This window comes from Curtobacterium flaccumfaciens pv. betae, from assembly GCF_026241855.1.
Taxonomy (GTDB): domain Bacteria; phylum Actinomycetota; class Actinomycetes; order Actinomycetales; family Microbacteriaceae; genus Curtobacterium; species Curtobacterium flaccumfaciens.
This window is the reverse complement of the sequence record NZ_JAPJDC010000001.1, coordinates 689,844-707,155: the sequence shown is the minus strand read 5'-3', so window position 1 is coordinate 707,155 and position 17,312 is coordinate 689,844. Positions and strand designations below refer to the sequence as shown.

16 protein-coding genes and 1 pseudogene are annotated in these 17,312 nt (G+C 70.0%); 11 read left to right on the top strand and 6 right to left on the bottom strand.

The window, feature by feature from the left end:
• The first annotated feature begins 123 nt into the window (after positions 1-123).
• Both ORG17_RS03440 and ORG17_RS03435 read left to right on the top strand, forming a co-directional pair.
• Complete coding sequence (locus tag ORG17_RS03440) at positions 124-807, top strand: hypothetical protein (protein WP_110865654.1); 684 nt, start codon at positions 124-126, stop codon at positions 805-807.
• Positions 808-938: 131 nt separating this feature from the next.
• Positions 939-3,362, top strand: a complete 2,424-nt coding sequence (locus ORG17_RS03435) for an excinuclease ABC subunit UvrA (RefSeq protein WP_214526602.1) — start codon at positions 939-941, stop codon at positions 3,360-3,362.
• 54 nt (positions 3,363-3,416) lie between these two features.
• On the opposite strand, the gene ORG17_RS03430 is transcribed toward ORG17_RS03435, so the two are convergent.
• The 3 genes from ORG17_RS03430 to ORG17_RS03420 all read right to left on the bottom strand — a co-directional run bounded on the left by ORG17_RS03430 (position 3,417) and on the right by ORG17_RS03420 (position 5,522).
• The gene (locus ORG17_RS03430) at positions 3,417-3,572 is read right to left on the bottom strand and encodes a hypothetical protein (protein WP_155896774.1); all 156 of its coding nucleotides are present in this window, start codon (positions 3,570-3,572) and stop codon (positions 3,417-3,419) included.
• Positions 3,573-3,812: 240 nt separating this feature from the next.
• On the bottom strand, positions 3,813-4,520 hold the full coding sequence (gene mtnN, locus ORG17_RS03425; RefSeq protein ID WP_083404427.1) for a 5'-methylthioadenosine/S-adenosylhomocysteine nucleosidase: 708 nt from the start codon (positions 4,518-4,520) through the stop codon (positions 3,813-3,815).
• 57 nt (positions 4,521-4,577) lie between these two features.
• Positions 4,578-5,522: a serine hydrolase domain-containing protein gene (locus ORG17_RS03420; protein ID WP_214526601.1), complete on the bottom strand. Its 945-nt coding sequence runs from the start codon at positions 5,520-5,522 to the stop codon at positions 4,578-4,580.
• Between the two features lie 65 nt (positions 5,523-5,587).
• Here ORG17_RS03420 and ORG17_RS03415 point away from each other — a divergent pair, with 65 nt between their 5' ends.
• The 4 genes from ORG17_RS03415 (at position 5,588) to ORG17_RS03400 (ending at position 8,365) form a co-directional block, all read left to right on the top strand.
• On the top strand, positions 5,588-5,920 hold the full coding sequence (locus ORG17_RS03415) for a hypothetical protein (RefSeq protein ID WP_214526600.1): 333 nt from the start codon (positions 5,588-5,590) through the stop codon (positions 5,918-5,920).
• A gap of 107 nt (positions 5,921-6,027) precedes the next feature.
• Positions 6,028-7,155: an NAD(P)/FAD-dependent oxidoreductase gene (locus ORG17_RS03410; protein WP_250892237.1), complete on the top strand. Its 1,128-nt coding sequence runs from the start codon at positions 6,028-6,030 to the stop codon at positions 7,153-7,155.
• On the top strand, positions 7,155-8,177 hold the full coding sequence (locus tag ORG17_RS03405) for an arsenic resistance protein (RefSeq protein ID WP_214526599.1): 1,023 nt from the start codon (positions 7,155-7,157) through the stop codon (positions 8,175-8,177). Before ORG17_RS03410 ends, ORG17_RS03405 begins: the two co-directional genes overlap by 1 nt.
• Positions 8,174-8,365 carry a hypothetical protein gene (locus tag ORG17_RS03400; protein ID WP_214526598.1) on the top strand — a complete coding sequence of 64 codons (192 nt, stop codon included), beginning with the start codon at positions 8,174-8,176 and terminating at the stop codon, positions 8,363-8,365. Before ORG17_RS03405 ends, ORG17_RS03400 begins: the two co-directional genes overlap by 4 nt.
• 121 nt (positions 8,366-8,486) lie before the next feature.
• Here the strand turns inward: ORG17_RS03400 and ORG17_RS03395 are convergent, their stop codons facing one another.
• Positions 8,487-9,089, bottom strand: a complete 603-nt coding sequence (locus tag ORG17_RS03395) for a TetR/AcrR family transcriptional regulator (RefSeq protein ID WP_176708241.1) — start codon at positions 9,087-9,089, stop codon at positions 8,487-8,489.
• 154 nt (positions 9,090-9,243) lie between these two features.
• On the opposite strand from ORG17_RS03395, the gene ORG17_RS03390 reads away from it, so the two are divergent.
• The 5 genes and pseudogenes from ORG17_RS03390 (at position 9,244) to ORG17_RS03370 (ending at position 13,626) form a co-directional block, all read left to right on the top strand.
• A complete protein-coding gene (locus tag ORG17_RS03390; protein WP_250892236.1) occupies positions 9,244-10,170 on the top strand; it encodes an alpha/beta hydrolase family protein in 927 nt (308 codons plus the stop codon).
• Complete coding sequence (locus tag ORG17_RS03385; RefSeq protein WP_214526597.1) at positions 10,167-11,144, top strand: SDR family NAD(P)-dependent oxidoreductase; 978 nt, start codon at positions 10,167-10,169, stop codon at positions 11,142-11,144. Before ORG17_RS03390 ends, ORG17_RS03385 begins: the two co-directional genes overlap by 4 nt.
• Positions 11,101-11,660 (top strand): annotated as a pseudogene (locus ORG17_RS18455) (GNAT family N-acetyltransferase). Before ORG17_RS03385 ends, ORG17_RS18455 begins: the two are co-directional and overlap by 44 nt.
• 30 nt (positions 11,661-11,690) lie before the next feature.
• Positions 11,691-13,157 (top strand): SDR family oxidoreductase, encoded by a 1,467-nt coding sequence (locus ORG17_RS03375; protein ID WP_214526596.1) that lies wholly within the window; start codon positions 11,691-11,693, stop codon positions 13,155-13,157.
• A 97-nt stretch (positions 13,158-13,254) separates the two neighbouring features.
• Positions 13,255-13,626 (top strand): hypothetical protein, encoded by a 372-nt coding sequence (locus tag ORG17_RS03370; RefSeq protein WP_214526595.1) that lies wholly within the window; start codon positions 13,255-13,257, stop codon positions 13,624-13,626.
• Positions 13,627-14,196: 570 nt separating this feature from the next.
• On the opposite strand, the gene ORG17_RS03365 is transcribed toward ORG17_RS03370, so the two are convergent.
• Complete coding sequence (locus tag ORG17_RS03365) at positions 14,197-15,948, bottom strand: SAVED domain-containing protein (RefSeq protein ID WP_214526594.1); 1,752 nt, start codon at positions 15,946-15,948, stop codon at positions 14,197-14,199.
• Entirely contained in the window at positions 15,945-17,204 is a 1,260-nt protein-coding gene (locus ORG17_RS03360) for a ThiF family adenylyltransferase (protein WP_301565285.1), read from the bottom strand. Before ORG17_RS03360 ends, ORG17_RS03365 begins: the two co-directional genes overlap by 4 nt.
• Positions 17,205-17,312 lie beyond the last annotated feature (108 nt).

Genomic DNA, 17,312 nt, shown 5'->3' with positions numbered 1-17,312 from the left:
CGACCGGGAAACACCCGGAGCGCTCACCAGCCGCACATCGCTGGTTCTCCACCCCACCAAGGGTGTGTTCGGCGCGCACACAGCAACCGCGCCGAGCGCGACAACAGCAAAGGACTGATCACGATGCGTAAGAGCCTCAAGACCTCCATCACCCTCGCCACGACCGGCGCCCTCGTCCTCGGCGGTGCCGCGTTCGGGATCTCCTCCGCCCAGGCCGCGACCCCGAACGTGCACACGGTGTCCTCGTCGTCCGAGTCGAAGATCCCCGCACCCGTCGCCTCGGTCCCCGAGGTCCTCGGTGGCTCCACCGCCGTGAAGCTCGACTCCGGCTTCACCGACGCCCTCACCGCCCTGAAGCTCACCCCCGGCGTCTCCGGCGACGCGACCCTCGCTGACGGGTCGGTGTCGTTCCCGATCACCGCCGGGTCGGTCACCTACTGGTCCCCCGATGGCAACTACCGCCCCTACGTGCAGGGCCTGCTGAACCACGACGACTCGGGGCTGACCCTGAAGGCCGGCGACACCACCGTCACGCTGGAGAACTTCGTCGTGAACCCGGGCTCGTCCAAGCTCTACGGCGACGTCCTCGTCAACGGCAAGGTCGCCGCGGCCAACGCGTTCCTGTTCGAGCTGCACGGCGGCTCCCTCAAGCCCCTCCAGCTCGAGGGCGACAACGCCATCCTCACCGGCACCACCGTCCACATCTCCGAAGACGCCGCCGGCCTGCTGAACAAGACCTTCGGCACCGACGCCGTCAAGCGCGGCCTGCTCGTCGGCACCGCCACCATCACCGCCCAGATCAAGTAACACCTGCCGCAACACCGCAACACCGCTCGACACGAAGAGTCGCTCCGCCGATCAGGGCGGAGCGGCTCTTCGTCGTTCGCGGTTCCGTACCGGTACTGCTTCTCCCAGTGGCCGAGCCTACGATCGAGCGAATGCCCGCTCCTCGCTCGGCCCCCACCGACGACCGACCCGGGCCGGACGACTTCATCCGCGTCCGAGGCGCCCGCGAGAACAACCTGCGCGACGTCGACGTGGACATCCCCCGCGACCGGATCGTCGCGTTCACCGGCGTCTCCGGCTCCGGCAAGTCCTCGCTCGCCTTCGGCACCGTCTTCGCCGAGGCCCAGCGCCGGTTCCTCGAGTCCGTCGCCCCGTACGCGCGGCGGCTGATCGCGCAGGGGTCCACCCCGCACGTCGACTCGATCACCGGACTGCCGCCCGCCGTCGCCCTGCAGCAGCGCCGCGGCGCGCCGAGCTCCCGCTCCACCGTCGGCACCATGACCACGCTGTCGAACTCGATGCGCATGCTCTACTCGCGTGCCGGCACCTACCCGCCCGGTGCCGACCGGCTCGAGTCGGACTCCTTCTCGCCGAACACCGTCGCCGGCGCCTGCCCCCGGTGCCACGGCATCGGGACCGCGCACGAGGTCACCGAGGCATCGGCCGTGCACGATCCGTCGCTGAGCATCCGCGACGGCGCGATCACCGCCTGGCCCGGAGCGTGGCAGGGCAAGAACCTGCGCGACGTCACCGCCGTGCTCGGCTACGACATCGACCGCCCGTGGCGCGAGCTGTCGCGCAAGGACCGCGACTGGCTGCTCTTCACCGAGGAACAGCCCGTCGTGCAGGTGCAGCCGAAGCGCGACCGTGTGGCCAAGCCATACAAGGGCCGGTTCTGGAGTGCCCGCCAGTTCGTGCTGCACACCCTCGCCGACTCGCAGAGCGAGACCCAGCGCAAGAAGGTGCTGCAGTTCGTCGAGTCCGGCCCGTGCGGGCTGTGCGGCGGCACCGGTCTGACCCGAGCCGCCCTCGCCGTCACGATCGGCGGCCACTCGATCGCCGAGCTGAACGCCCTGCCGTTGACCGGCCTGGCCGACGTCCTGCGCCCGATCGCGGCGATCACCGACGCGGCAGCGGCGACGTCACGAGCATCGTCCGGCGAGCACACCGAGGTCGCCGTGGCGATCTCCCGCGACCTGCTCACCCGCGTCGAGGTCCTGGTCGGTCTGGGTCTCGGCTACCTCGCGCTCGACCGCGCCACCCCGACGCTCTCCCCCGGCGAGAGCCAGCGGTTGCGGATCGCGACGCAGCTGCGCTCCGGTCTGTTCGGTGTCGTCTACGTGCTCGACGAACCGAGCGCCGGGCTGCACCCCGCCGATGCCGAGTCCCTCGTCGACGTCCTCGACGACCTGCGCGCCGGCGGCAACAGCGTCTTCGTCGTCGAGCACGACATGAGCATCGTGCGGCGAGCCGACTGGATCGTCGACGTCGGCCCCCGCGCGGGCACCGGCGGCGGCACCGTCCTGTACAGCGGCCCGGTCGCCGGCCTGGCCGAGGTCGAGGCCTCGGTCACCCGGCGCTTCTTGGAACCCCGGCAGCCGACCGCCGACCGTGCCGTCCGGTCCCCGATCGGCACCCTCGAACTCCGCGACCTCACCCTGCACAACCTGCGGGGGCTCGACGTCGACCTGCCGCTCGGTGTGCTCACCGCGGTCACCGGGGTCAGCGGCTCCGGCAAGTCGTCGCTCGTCGGCGGCGTGCTGCCCGGTGTCGCGACGTCGCACCCGCTCATCGACCGCGTCGTGCAGGTCGACCAGAAGCCGATCGGCCGGACGCCCCGCTCGAACCTCGCCACCTACACCGGCCTGTTCGACGCGGTCCGGGCCGCGTTCGCCCAGACCGACGAGGCGAAGGCCCGGGGCTGGACCGCCGGTCGGTTCTCGTTCAACGTCGCCGGCGGCCGGTGCGAGGTCTGCCAGGGCGAGGGGTCGGTGTCCGTCGAACTCCTCTTCCTGCCGGGCAGCTGGGCACCGTGCCCCGAGTGCCACGGCTCCCGATACACCGCCGAGACGCTCGAGGTCCGGTGGAACGGGGCGTCCATCGCCGACGTCCTCGGCATGACCGTCGATGAAGCGGCGCCGTTCCTGGCGTCCCTGCCCGCAGCCGGGCGCGGACTCGAGACCCTCCGCGAGGTCGGCCTCGGCTACCTGCGGCTCGGCCAGCCCGCTCCGGAGCTGTCCGGCGGCGAGGCGCAGCGCATCAAGCTCGCCACGGAACTGCAGCGTGCGCGGACCGGCCACACCCTGTACCTGCTCGACGAGCCCACCACCGGCCTGCACCCGGCCGACGTCGAGCTGCTCACCGCCCAGCTCGCCCGCCTGACCGACGCGGGCAACACGGTCGTCGTGGTGGAGCACGCCATGGACGTCGTCGCGAGCGCCGACCACGTCATCGACATGGGCCCGTCGGGCGGCGACGACGGCGGTCGGGTCGTCGCCTCCGGCACGCCCGCCGAGGTCGCCGCGTCGACCACCAGCCGGACCGCGCCCTACCTGCGGGACCAGCTCGGTCGCTGACGCAGGAGTGCCCGCCAGGATCGCTCCTGGCGGGCACTCCGTGGCTGCCGCTGGTTACCGCTGGACCGCTTCCGGGGCGTCGTCGCGGAAGAAGTCGCTGCCACTGTGCGTGTAGCCGACCTCACCCGTCCGACGCCACTGCTTGCGGACGCGCTTGAAGGTGGTGATGCGTGCAGGTTCGACGTTCTCGTCGCTCGTGTAGGCGCTCATGGCTGATCTCCCTGTGTGATTGGCCGTGGTTCCTTGACCCCCCGAAATGGAGGCTAGCGAGGGCCTCGGAGCCGAGTTCGCAATCCGTCCCGGAACGTCCGTGGAACGCAATTCCGGCCATCTGATTAACGCGGAACGCACGCAAGGACGCGACCAGGCGGGACGGACTGGAGGCCCGGATCACCGCCGGCAGACCGGCGGCGGCGAGTCGCGCCTCCGGGCCGGTGCACCGGTGCGGACTCAGGAACGCAGGCCGAGCACCAGGTCGTGGACCACGCGCGCTGCGCGCGCCGCGGCGTCGTCCAGGTGCTCACGGAACTCGGCGCCGTCCGGCGCGCAGAGGTCGCTGATGCACCGGACCGACACGAACGGCATGTCGTGCACGTGGGCGAACTGCGCGATCGCGGCCGACTCCATGTCGACCGCGGCCACGTCGGGGAACGCGACCCGGAGTGCGCGGGCACGGCCCTCGGTCACGAAGACCTCGCTCGAGCCGATCGTCGCCGATCGCAGCGGCCACGCGATGTCGGCGCCCATCGCGAGCTCGACGAGCCGGGCATCCGGCGCGTAGCCGGTCGGCATGCCGGGGACCTGACCCAGGGCGTAGCCGAACGCGGTGGCGTCGGCGTTGAGGTTGACGTACCGGTCGCCGACCACGACGTCACCGATGGCGACACCGTGCATGAGCCCGCCGGCGGTCCCGACGCTGATCACCGGGATGCCCGGGCCGAAGTCGTGGAAGCCGTGGGCGACCGCGGCCGTCGCGTTCGTGAAGCCGATGCCGCTGCGGCGCACGACGACCGTGGCGCCGCCGATGTCGAGCAGCTGGTGCGGGTCGTGGCCACCGACGGGGCCGTCGAGGACGGGGACGCCGCCGAAGAGGTCGGCGAAGGCCGAGACCTCTTCGCTCATGGCCGCGATGATGATCGCGACGGGTTGCTGCTGCACTGATCGATCCTCCCACGCCGGGCGCTCGCGGACGTGCAGGTCGGATCGTCGCGGTCGCTACCGGCGGGGGTCCTGGCGGGCCAGCTCGTCGGCGACGAAGGCGGCGAGCGCGTCGGCGCCGAAGTGGTCGTCGGCGGTGATGGTGACGACGGTGCCGGTGTCGTTGCTCGCCTCGGTCTCGTCGAACAGCAGCATCTGCCCGTACGCACCGTGCAGGCGCCAGAGCCGGCCGGGACCACCCCACCCCGCCAGCGCGTACCGCTCGTACCCGGGGCCGGTGCCCTCGCGCTCCACCCAGTCGGTGTGCATCGCGTCGCACCACCGCGCGCTGACGATCCGCTGTCCGTCGATGACCCCGCGGTCGCGGATCAGGTGCCCGATGCGGGCGAGTTCCTCGGTGCGGAGCAACAGCCCCTCGCCCGCGGCGACGAACCCGTTCGGGCAACGCTGCCACTCGACGTCCCGGATGCCGAGCGGCGCGAACAGCCGTTCGGTGACGAACGCGCCGACGTCACCGACCCGGGTCTCGAGCACGCGCATCGCGGTGTAGGTGCTGGCGTTCGCGTACTGGAACACCCGGCCGCGGGACGGTCGCCGCAGGAACTCGGCCGCCAGGTCCGGCCAGTCCGTCAGCTCGGTCGCCGACCAGGGCATGTCGATCCCGCTGGTCATGGTGAGCAGGTGGCGGAGGGTGACCCGGTCGACGCCGTCGCCGAGCAAGAGGCCGGTCTCCGCCCCGAGGCCGGTGCCGGCCAGGTACGTCGCGATCGGTTCGTCGAGGTCGACCAGGCCGTCGTCGGCGGCGATGCCGGCGGCCAGGACGCAGACTCCCTTGGCGGCGGAGTGGACCTCGCGCCGGACGTCGGGGGTCCAGTGGTGCTCGGCGACGTCATCGGTGCCCGGCGCCGAAGTCCGCGTGCGCACGTGGATGCCGTGTGCGGCGAACCCCGTCGCGTCGATGTGCCGGACGACGGCGTCGAGGATGGTCGCGGCGGTGTGCACACCTCATCATCTCGTGGCCGGGCGGCTGCGGGGACGGGCAGGGGCCGCCGCGTATAGTCCGGCTCGTGTCCGACGAACAGCCCCGCCGCCCCGATCCCACCCGCGTCGGCGACCAGCCCGCACTCCGGACGGCGTCGGGCTCAAACTGGCTCGTGTGGGGAGCCGTCACGGCCGTCATCGTCGCCGCGGTGATGGTGCTCATGGCGATCCGAGCGCCGGCGATCGGCTGGCCGGCGCTGGTGCTCGTCGTCGCGTTGTTCGTGGCGATGGTCGTGGTGCGGACGGCCGTCCGGCCGCAGCGGGCCCGACTCGTCACCCTGGCCGTGCTCGACCTCGCCATCGTGGTCGTCGGGTTGGTGGCGACCCTGGCGGTCCAGTACTCGACCCCGGTGGGCTGATGCTGCGGTAGCTTGTTGATAACGCTTCTCACTAAGATGGGGCCCAGCGACCACACGACAGTGGCCGTTCCATCGACGCAGCCGCAGCTGCTGGGAAGACCGACCCCATGCCAGCACCACACCCCACCGAGACCCTCGACGCCCTCGTGGTCGGAGCCGGACCGGCCGGCGTCGGCACCGGCTTGGCACTCCACGCCGTCGACGGCCTGCTGTTCGGCGTCGTCGAACGCGGCGTCGTCGGGGACACGTTCCGGCGGTGGCCCGAGCACCAGCGGTTCCTGACGCCGTCCTTCACCGGGAACGGGTTCGGGGCCACCGACCTCAACGCGGTCCACCCGCGCACCTCACCCGCCTACAGCCTGGGGACCGACTACCCCTCGGGGCCGGAGTACGCCCGGTACCTGCGCGGCGTCGTCGCGGCCTTCCACCTGCCGACCTTGCTCGACACCGAGGTCGAGCGCATCGAGCCGGACGACGACGGCTTCCGCGTGACCACGAGCCGCGGCCCCGTCATCACCCGCAACGTGGTCTGGGCCGGCGGCGAGTTCTCCGACCCGATCCTGCCCCGTTGCGCGGGCACCTCGCTCGGGGTGCACGCGTCCGCCGAGGCAGCCTGGGTGGCGCAGTCCGGACACGTGGTGGTCGTGGGTGGCTTCGAGTCCGGCATCGATCTGGCGTGCCACCACGTCGAGCAGGGGGCGACGGTGACGGTCGTCGACCCGTCCCACCCCTGGGACGCCGGCAGCGGGTCCGACCCGTCGTTCCGCCTCGCCCCGCGGACCCGTCAACGGCTCGCGGCCGCGCGGGCCACCGGACGCCTCGCCCTGGTCGACGACGGCCAGGTCACCGGCATCAAGCGGTCCGGAGACGGGTTCACCGTCGGGGTCGCCGGACGGACCGCCCTGGGCGCGGACGCGCCACCGATCCTCGCCACCGGGTACGGCCCGGGGCTCGGACCGGCCGCGAGCCTGTTCGACGCCCGCGCGGACGGCTGGCCGCTGCTCACCGAGGACGACGAGTCGACCACCACGCCCGGGCTGTTCCTGGCCGGCACGGCACTGCGCCACGGAGGGCTGCAGTTCTGCTTCGTGTACAAGTTCCGGCAGCGGTTCGCCCACGTCGCCCGCGTCATCGGCGAACGAGCCGGGCGCGACTGCGGCGCCCTGCAGGAGTGGGACGACGCCGGGATGCTCACCGACGACCTGAGCTGCTGCGGTGTCGAATGCGCGTGCTGATGCCCGCACAGCGGCCCGCCCACCCCGCCGGTGCACGGCTCTGGGCCACCCCCGCGATCGTCGGCGGCGCCATCCTGGTCGGGTCGGTGATCGGCGGGGCCTCCCCCGCGAGCGGCGACGCCATGGGCTCCGTGGTGGACCCGTTGGTGATCACCCTGGTCGTCGCCCTGTTCGTCGACGTCCCGCTGCGCCGCCTCCCACGGACGACGGGCGCGTGGAAGGTCATCGGCATCGCCTGGAGCATGAACTTCCTGCTCGCCCCGCTCGTCGCGTTCCTGCTCACCCGCGTGGCCCTGCCCGGGCACCCCGCCGTCCAACTCGGCGTGATGCTGTACTTCCTGGCACCCTGCACCGACTGGTTCCTGGCGTTCACCCGCCTGAGCGACGGGGACACCGCTGTCGGGGCGACCCTGCTGCCGATCAACATGGTCACCCAGCTGCTGCTGTTCCCGGTGTGGATCACGGTCCTGGGCGGCAACGCCGGCGTCGATGCCGTGGGGACCGTCGGCACCCTGCTGCAGTGGTTCGTCCTGCCCGCCGCGATCGCCGTGGTGATCCGCCTCGGGATCTCACTGCTGCCGGACGGCACTCGAGCCCGCGCCGCCGCCCTGCCCGGCCGCGCGGTTCCCTGGATCGTGGGCGCGATGGTCGCCGGGCTCTTCGCCTCGCACATCGCGCTGCTGCTGGCGAACCTGCCGGTGTTCGTCGCCGTGCTGGGGTGCGCGGTGGTCTTCTTCGCCGTCGTGTTCATCGCAGCCGAGTGGGCGTCACGCCTCGCCGCCCTGTCGTACCCACGGTCGGCGCTGCTCGCGATGACGACGGCGGCCCGCAACGCGCCCCTGATGATCGGGCTGACGAGTGCCGCACTCCCCCACCAGCCACTGGTCACCACGGCGATCGTCGTCGGCATGCTCGTCGAGTTCCCGCACCTGCTCGCGGTCCGCCACCTGCTGCTGCGTCGGCGAGGTGGTCAGCACGCCGAGCGACGCCTGCGCGGCACCGCAGCGTGGGGGCGCCCGTGACGCATCGGGTCCGACTCGTCGTCGTGCCCACCGAGCGGCGGGTGATCGAGACCGAGCACGACGACCGGCGGACGGCGCTCCTGCTGGCGCTCGGCCAGGTGCCGCTCGGGTACACGGTCACCGACGTCGACGTGCTGCCGGAACACGAGGACACAGGGGGCTGCCCCGCGGAGCCGGACGCGGTCTGAGCGGGGCGCTCCGACGGCGCTGGTGCGGCCCGAGACGGTCGCGACGCCGGACGGGAGGCCCGTGACGGGCCCGCACCGCGCCTCCAGTCCGGTGCCGGTCGCGACCAGTGCACGTGGCCGGCTAGGCGCTGTCGGTCACCGTCGGCTGCGCCTGCCGCAGCCCGGTGACCAGGAGGGTCACGATCGTCCGGACGTCGTAGTCGGGGTCCTGGGGACTCCACGCCACCAGGTCACCGACGGCCCGGAGCAGCTGGTACGGCGGGGTCGGTGCGGCCACCTCGCCGGACGCCCGCGCGGCGTCGAGCAGCCGGCCGAGCACGGGCACCAGCTCGTCGACGAACAGCGTGTGCAGCGCCGTGAAGCCGTCGGCGTCGCCCTCCCAGACCCGCGCCAGGCCGTGCTTGGTGCCGAGGAAGTCGACGAACTGGTGCACCCAGCGCAGCAGGGCGGCGAACGGTGTCGGCTCGGAGTCGAGCAGCGCCGGCCCGGCGTCGACCAGGGCCTCGATCTGGTGCCGGTAGACGGCGACGACCAGGTCCGAACGGGTCGGGAAGTGCCGGTAGAGCGTGCCCACCCCGACACCGGCGGCGGTGGCGACCTCGCGCACCGGTGCGCCGACGCCGGAGGCCGTGAAGACCGCGGCAGCGGCGTCGAGGATCGTGCGCTCGTTGCGCTCGACGTCGCGACGGCGACGCGGCACTGGGTCGGTCGACGGGGTGCTCATGCGTCGATCTTCGCACGACACCGACACGATGCGGAACAACGCTCCGCTTCTTCCTGCAATCCGGATCGTTGTTCCGTATCGTTCCGGAACGTCGCTCCGTTTCGAACGACGATCGCTCGGACCACGGGCGACACCGCATCCCGGAAAGGCCCACATGGCACCCACAGCACCTCGACCGCAGGTCATCAGCGTGCGCCCCGTCACGCTTCCCGCACCCGCGCGCGGTCAGGACCTCGAGGTCCGGATCACCGCACCGACGACCGGAACGGACCTGCCCGTCATCGTCTTCGCCCACGGCTTCGGCCAGTCCATGACCGGCGGCGACCCCCTGGTCGACCACTGGACCGCGAACGGCTTCGTCGTCGTCCAACCGACCTTCCTCGACGCGAAGGCCTACGGGCTGACGCTCGACGACCCGCGCTACCCGACCATCTGGCAGACGCGCGTCGACGACCTCGAGCGGGTGCTCGACGACCTCGACCAGATCATCGACGCGGTCCCCGGCCTGAGCGGGCGTGTCGACACCGCACGCCTCGCCGCGGTCGGACACTCGTGGGGCGGACAGTCCGTGGGCATGCTGCTCGGGGCCCGCGTCCTGGACGCCGACGGGCGGCCGGGCGAGGACCGCACCGACCACCGCGTGCGCGCCGGGGTCCTGCTGTCCACCACCGGGATCGCGCGCGGCGACCTCGTGCCGTTCGCGCAGGAGCACTTCGCGTTCATGAGCCCCGACTTCAGCCAGCTGCACACCCCGTCACTCGTCGTCGCCGGCGACCACGACCAGTCCCAGCTCTCGACGCGAGGCCCGGACTGGTTCACCGACGTCTACCACCTGAGCCCTGGTGCGCGGCACCTGGTGACCGTCCACGGCGGCGAGCACCTGCTCGGCGGGATCCAGGACTACGAGTCGACCGCCACCACGGACGAGAGCCCCGAGCGTGTGGACCTCGTCCGCCACACCACGACGGCGTTCCTCCGGACCGAGCTCGGGCTCGACCCCGACGCGTGGTCGGCGATCGCCGACGCCGTCGGCACTGCCACCGCCGTCGGCCACATCGAATCGAAGGAGCACCAGTCGTGATCACCGACCAGCACCCCCTGCCCAGCGGCTTCACCGCCGCGTCCACCGCCGCCGACGTCCTGCACGGCGTCGACCTGACCGGCCGGAACGTCGTCGTGACCGGCGGACACAGCCGGCTCGGCCGCGAGACCAGCCGCGCCCTCGCGGCGGCCGGCGCCGACGTCACCGTCGCCTCCCGTGACGTCGACCGGGCATCCGCAGCCGTCGCCGACATCCCGGGGATCCACGTCGAGGCCCTCGACCTCACCGACCCGTCGTCGGTCGATGCCTTCGCCGCGCGCTGGTCGGCCTCCGGCCGCCCGCTGCACATGCTCGTGAACAGTGCCGCGATGCTCTTCACCCCGGACCGCCGGCTCGACGGCCGCGGCAACGAACAGGCGTTCTCGACGACGCACCTCGGGCACTTCCAGCTCACGCGGGCGCTCCTCCCTGCCCTCCTGGAGGCCCGTGGTGCGCGAGTCCTGACCGTCACCTCCGGTGCGGCGCGGTTCGGGCAGATCCGGTGGGACGACCTGACGTTCGCGCACGGGTACGACCCGGTCACCGCGTACGGGCAGTCGAAGCGCGCCAACGTCCTGTTCACGGTGGAGCTCGACCGGCGGTACTCCGACCAGGGCATCCGCGCCTTCGCCGCACACCCGGGCGTCATCATCGGACCCGGCCCGCACGACCCGGCGGTGCTCGCGTCGTACCGCGAGCAGGGACTGGTCGACGACCACGGGGCGACCGTCATCGAGCCCGAGGTCGGCAAGAAGACCGCCGAGCAGGGCGCAGCGACGCTCGTGTTCGGCGCCGCGAGCCCGCTGCTCGACGGCGTCGGCGGGGTCTACCTGAAGGACAGCGACGTCGCCGTGATCGACGACCGGGTCCTTCCCCTCACCGCCGACCGCATCCCGTCGGACGCGAACTCGGCGATGCTCGACGCCGACGATGCCCGGCGGCTGTGGGAGGTCAGCGAGGGACTCCTGGCCTGATCACCGTCGGCCGGGGGCCTCGTCTGCCCACTGTTCTCGTCGTCCTCGCTACTGTGTGACGGTGCTGACCGTGCGGATCGAGAGCCCCCGGCAGGACGACGTCCTGCACCTGCTACAGCAGGGCGACGACTACGGACTGAGCCTCTACCCGGCCGAGAACTACCACGCCCTCGACGTCGACGACCTGGACCAGCCCGACGTCACGTTCCTGGTGGCGCGCGAGGACGGCACCGCCCTCGGCACGGTGGCGCTCGTCGACGCCGGCGACGGCACCGGCGAGGTCAAGCGCATGTTCGTGAGCGACGCCGCGCGTGGCTCGGCGTGGGGACGCGGTTGCTCGACGCCCTGCACGACCGGGCCCGCGCGGTCGGCATCGGGACCGTCCGGCTCGAGACCGGTCTGCCGCAGGCCGCGGCCATCGCGCTCTACCGGAAGGCCGGGTACACGGACATCCCCCCGTTCGGCCCGTACGTCGACGACCCGACGAGCGTGTGCATGGAGCAGCAGCTCGTCTGATCGGTGCTCGGTCCCGACGTAGGATCGCGTGTGAGCTCCGAGCACCCCGAACCCAGCGGCATCGACCCCGACGACCTGACCGTCGCGCTCCGGGTGCTCGAGCAGCTGCCGTCGATCGACGAGACGCACCCGGACTTCATCCGGGTCCGCCAGGCCACCGCGAAGATGTTCAAGGCCGTCAAGCGCGCGCACCGTCTCGAGAAGCGCGGCGTCATCGCCGAGGCCGACCGCCGGGTGATCGCCGCCACCGCCACCGGGGCCGCCGACCGGATCGATGACGAGACCCGCGGCGTCCTGATCAGCGCCTCGACCGCGTCGACCACCGCGGGCACGCTGCTGAAGTCACGGCCCTGCTACATGTGCAAGCAGCACTACACGGTCGTCGACGCGTTCTACCACCAGCTCTGCTCGGCGTGCGCTCGCATGAGCCACGCGAAGCGCGACGCCCGGACGGACCTGACCGGCAAGCGGGCGCTGCTCACCGGCGGTCGCGCGAAGATCGGCATGTACATCGCCCTCCGGCTGCTGCGCGACGGGGCCCACACCACCATCACCACGCGGTTCCCCCGCGACGCGGTGCGCCGGTTCGCGAGCCTGCCCGACTCCGCCGACTGGATGGACCGTCTGAAGGTCGTCGGCATCGACCTGCGCGACCCCGCCCAGGTGATCGGGCTCGCCGAGGACGTCGCCGCGTCCGGCCCCCTCGACATCCTGATCAACAACGCCACGCAGACCGTGCGCCGGTCGACCGGGGCCTACCAGCCGCTGGTCGACGCGGAACTCGCGCCGCTGCCCGACGGACCACTGCCCGAACTCGTGACCTTCGGGCACACGAACGACCAGCACCCGCTGGCGCTCGCCCGCTCGGTGGCCGCGCACCCGATCCTCGCGGCCGCCGCAGCCCGAGCCGACGAGTTGACCGAACAGGCGATGGCGCCGGGGTCGAGCTCGCTCGAACGACTCGCCCTGGGCACCGCGATCGACGCCGGTGGCCTGGTCCCCGACCTGCACGACGAGAACTCGTGGACCCAGCAGGTGGACGAGGTCGACCCGCTCGAGATGCTCGAGGTCCAGCTGGCCAACACCACGGCGCCGTTCATCCTCATCTCGAAGCTCCGCCCCGCCATGGCCGCGAGCACAGGACGCCGCACCTACGTGGTGAACGTCAGCGCCATGGAAGGGGTGTTCGGCCGCGCCTACAAGGGGCCGGGGCACCCGCACACGAACATGGCGAAGGCCGCCGTGAACATGCTCACCCGCACGAGCGCGCAGGAGATGTTCGAGACCGACAACATCCTGATGACGAGCGTCGACACCGGCTGGATCACCGACGAACGGCCGCACCCCACGAAGGTCCGGCTCGCCGAAGAAGGCTTCCACGCGCCACTCGATCTGGTCGACGGGGCAGCCCGCGTCTACGACCCGATCGTCCGGGGCGAAGCCGGCGAGGACGTGTTCGGTGTCTTCCTGAAGGACTACGCGCCGAGTTCGTGGTGACGAGCGGCTGACCGTTGGATCCGTCACCATCCGCACAGGATCGACATCGGATCAATCCGTTCAGACAACGTCAGCGGAGCCAACCCGGAGTTCTGAAATGCCGGAAGTCTTCTTCCTCTCGTCCATGGACAGCAAGCGGTTCTCGTCCGTCTTCCGGTGCACGGTGGAACGACCGATCGAGCTCCCGAACGGTCACCATGCGCTGATGGTGAGCTGCGATCCGCCGTTGAACGGTCAGGAACTCGGCCACCCGCTCGGCATCGGAGAGTTGTTGCTCTGGAGTCGGTTCGAGGACGAAGACCTCTGGACGTTCCCCGCCTTCCCGCACTTCGTGCAGATCAGCCTGCCTGACGCGGACGTGCGTCTCCATGCCATGCCCGCGAGCATCGCATGGGGCGAGATCTACAAGACCGAAGCAGACGCGCACGCCCATGAGATGAGCGCTCGCCCGCGCTCCTCGCCCGAGTGAACGAGTTACTCGGCAAGCGCCACCAGTCACGCGAACCTCGCGACGAGGCAGCAGGAGGCGATCCGGATCGAGGTCACGACCGAACCCCTGGACAAACCCGTGGCGGTCTGACCGGACCCGCTCCGAACTGAACAGGCGGACCCCAGTCGCTCGGCACTGAAGATGCCACGGGAGGTCCGAGCACGTCCGGAGTCTCCACGGAGCGAACACACCGAACCGATTCCGACGATAGACCGATCACCCCGTCGTCCGCGAGGTGTTCGGTCTATCCGCGGATGCCAGTGATGGCGCGGATCGCGGATCCCAGTGCTGACGGGCGTTCCACGGGTTTCGGGGATCTGTTCCACGGGCCCTTCAGCGGGCCAGCGACTCACTCGTCGCCGAACGCCTTCCTCACCCGGACATGCACCAAACCCGCACCAGCCATGAACCGCTCAGTCGCGCGGAGACGCTGGCGCCCAAGCTAGTGAGGAACACCCGGACGGTGCCCCGCAGGCGTCTGGTCGGTGAGCAGCAACTTCCGTCTCAAACCAGCTGCGGCGAACAGCTCCGATGTGCCGTCGATCAGGGTCATGCCTCGGCCTCGGCCTCGGCCGCGGGCTCGGGTTGCGAGATGTGCTGGACCGATGCTCCGTCCACGCCTGGTCGCAGGACGACGACGGGCTGGTACCACCGCAGCTCAGGATCGTCATCGTTCCATTCATATGCCGTGGTAGACAGCGTATTGAGAAGCCGTCCGAGCAAGACGGCCATCGCAAACGGCCCCTGGAACGCCAGATGAAGCTCCGCAGTGTTGTGCCTCCGGCACAGCTGTTTGAGTTCGTCAGCGATCGCCCTCGCCAGGGCGGCGCCCTTATGCTCGTCAATGCGCCCCTCCACGGGCGCTATCCGATACGCAGCGGAGAACCGTTCGGTTTCGATGAGTCGCTTGAACCCGCTTGGGTCGAGCTGTGGTGTGAGGGCGACTTGCACGGCGACCGGGCGGCGAGGATCAGCGTCGGACACCGGCATCTGTTCCGCATTCGGGATCGTTACTGCTTCATCAGCCGGGGACAGCCAGACTTTGTCGAACCCATCAGTGACCTCGGCCTTACCGAACCGAGTCTCTGGGAACGCCGCGCCGAGGGCGAGCGCCAGACTGAGATGTGCCCCGCCCGCGACCTTCAGATGACGAGCTCCAGCAGCGTAGGCCGCGTCACTGGCTAAAGGCAGTCCGGTCTCAAGTGCTTGCACCGCACGCTCCTCTGGCACCTTCCCGTCGGGCGGGTCAATGCGGAAGCACAGGTCCGAATGGATGTCGTCATCGAGGACCGTCGTTGCGGAACGCGTTTGGATCACGACGTCAACGGTCCGGTTTGACGCGATGGTGTGGCGCCGGGACTCGAACCGATGGCGCACTACATCCTTTACGATTGCCCGACGGCCATCGGCGCGCGTCGAGTTTTCCTGCTTCTTGTTGCCAAGCACCTGGTCCGGCGCGAGGTCGAGGAGACGATCCGGGGCTGAGTAATCGGGGCTAGAGCGGTGGCCGGGTATTTCGTTCGCGATCGTGAGCTCGAACTCTCGGTGGTCATCGAGCTGAAGCAACCGTGGGAGTTCGCGGTTCTTCACGACGTCGCTGTAGGCGATGTCCGGTGTCACGATCAGGACCGCGGAGCCGAGGCCCTGAGTGAGCGCTCGCTCGAGCCGCTCATCGGTGTTGCCCGCGCCGAGGTCGTCGTGGTCACGCCAAACCACGACGCCGCTAGCCCGCAGGAGGGCTTCGAGATCATCGGCGCGGGGCGTACCGTCGCTCTGCCGGTACGAGATGAAGGTCGGCCCGTCAGCTCGAACCGCGGTTGCGGGCAGCCGCCCGACTCGAGAGAGCAGCCGCCCAACGGTCGAGATGACGGCGAGCGGTCGGTGTGGTCTCAGCCGGCTTCCTGCTTCTAGACCCCAGAACTCAGGCTCGTCTCCGGCGTGGCACACGATGAGGACAGGTCGTCTTGCACTTCGCAGTGCGATCTTGCTGAGCGCCCGCTTGTCCGTCTTGCTCGGGGGAAGACGCGCGGGATGGCTATGCCATTCGCCGACGTAACCATCCGTCTCCTTTGCGGCGGGTCGACGCGTGTCTTCGTCGAGCGCACGTTGGGCATCAGCGGCGTGGAGTTCGTAGGCGGAGCCGGTGGCGTGTGGATCTCGGACCTCGACTGCCCGTCGGACGATGATGTCGGTTCCTTGGTAGTGGCCGACGAGGATGCCGCCGGTCTCGATTTCTGGTCGGTCGCGGGCTGCCCGAAGCATTTCCGTACGCGCACTGGCTGAAAGGATGATCGCGGTCATTGCTGGCTTTCGGTGAGGTGTCGCGCTTCGCCCGCGCGCGTAATGGGTGTGTCGGTGAGGAGGCCGATTGCGTGGCGGGCGGCGATGGCAGCCGCCTCTATGACTGACTGCGGTGTCGCAGGCGAGATGGGGCTTCCGCAACCGGCTTCGAAGTAGGCCTCGTCCCCAGTGTTCGGTTGCGCGGTAGACGGGAGTGCTTCGCCGTCAAGAGGTGGGAGGACGTCGATGCGGGCGGTGGTTCCAGAGTTCTGCAGAGCCGCGGAGATGGCATGGCATCCGATTCGGGCGGCGGCGTGATGGATCATGGCGGTTACGCTGAAGTCGGCGGAGGCATCGACGACGAGATCGTGGTTACGCAGGAGCGTCATCACCTCCTCCGAGTTGTCGACCGTGGAGTCGAGGGTGCCGATGCTGTCTCCAGCGAGTCCGTGCCGTTTCACCAGAAGCTGCTTGACGGCAAGGGTCTTGGGCAGGCCAATCGAGTCCGGGCCAACAAGGTGTCGGGGCAGGTTGCCGGGTTTAACAATGTCCTGATCGATGAGTGTGAACCTTTTGACGCCGGCTCGGGCCAGGAGATCGACTGCGAATGATCCAATGGCACCAAGGCCAATGACCGCGACGTTCCGTTCGGAGAGCTGGGCGGCGGAACGACCGGCGCGGGCCCGAAGAGCTTCCGTCGTGGTGGGTGCACTGTTGAGGTGACGAAGCTCGATCCCGCCCTGGATCTGTTCCAGTGCAAGAACAATTGCCCCTTCGTGATCACCACGTTGGTACCGAAGGATCAACGTGTCGGCACGCGTGCGAACGAATGTGTCCGTTACCTCGTCACCGATCAGTTGTTGCACATCCGACCACGACCTTGGCGGTTTGGAAAGGTGACCAAGATCGGCGACGTAAGCGATGCGGTCGTGCTTCGATTTGCGCGTTCGTGCAGGTGGCAGGTTGGGTGAGAGCTCGAGGGTGTGGGGCGACAATGACTTGAGTCGCACGAGTCGACCATCCCTCGCGGGTAGATCCCCGTACATCACAAGCCGTCGATCGTCGGAGAGTGGAAAGTAGCGTTCGAGGTCCATGTCGGTTCGATCGTCGCGCCAGTCGTCGTTGGCACTTTCGAACCAACCTTGAACGTGCCGGAGGAACTGCTTTGGATCCGCCCACCACAGATCCTCGTGGTCGTCCTCGGCGACGAGGCAGAGCGCACCGTCTCGCTCTCGGTGCCAGGACCAGGCAGTTGAGTCCAGGTCAGTGGGCGTCACGCGCGGAGGTCGGTAGGGGAACTGTGCGCTGATGTCAATTCGGACTTCTGTGCTTCCCTCGCGGTACTCCACAGTTCCAACCCACACGTCTCCTCGCTGTCGGTACCC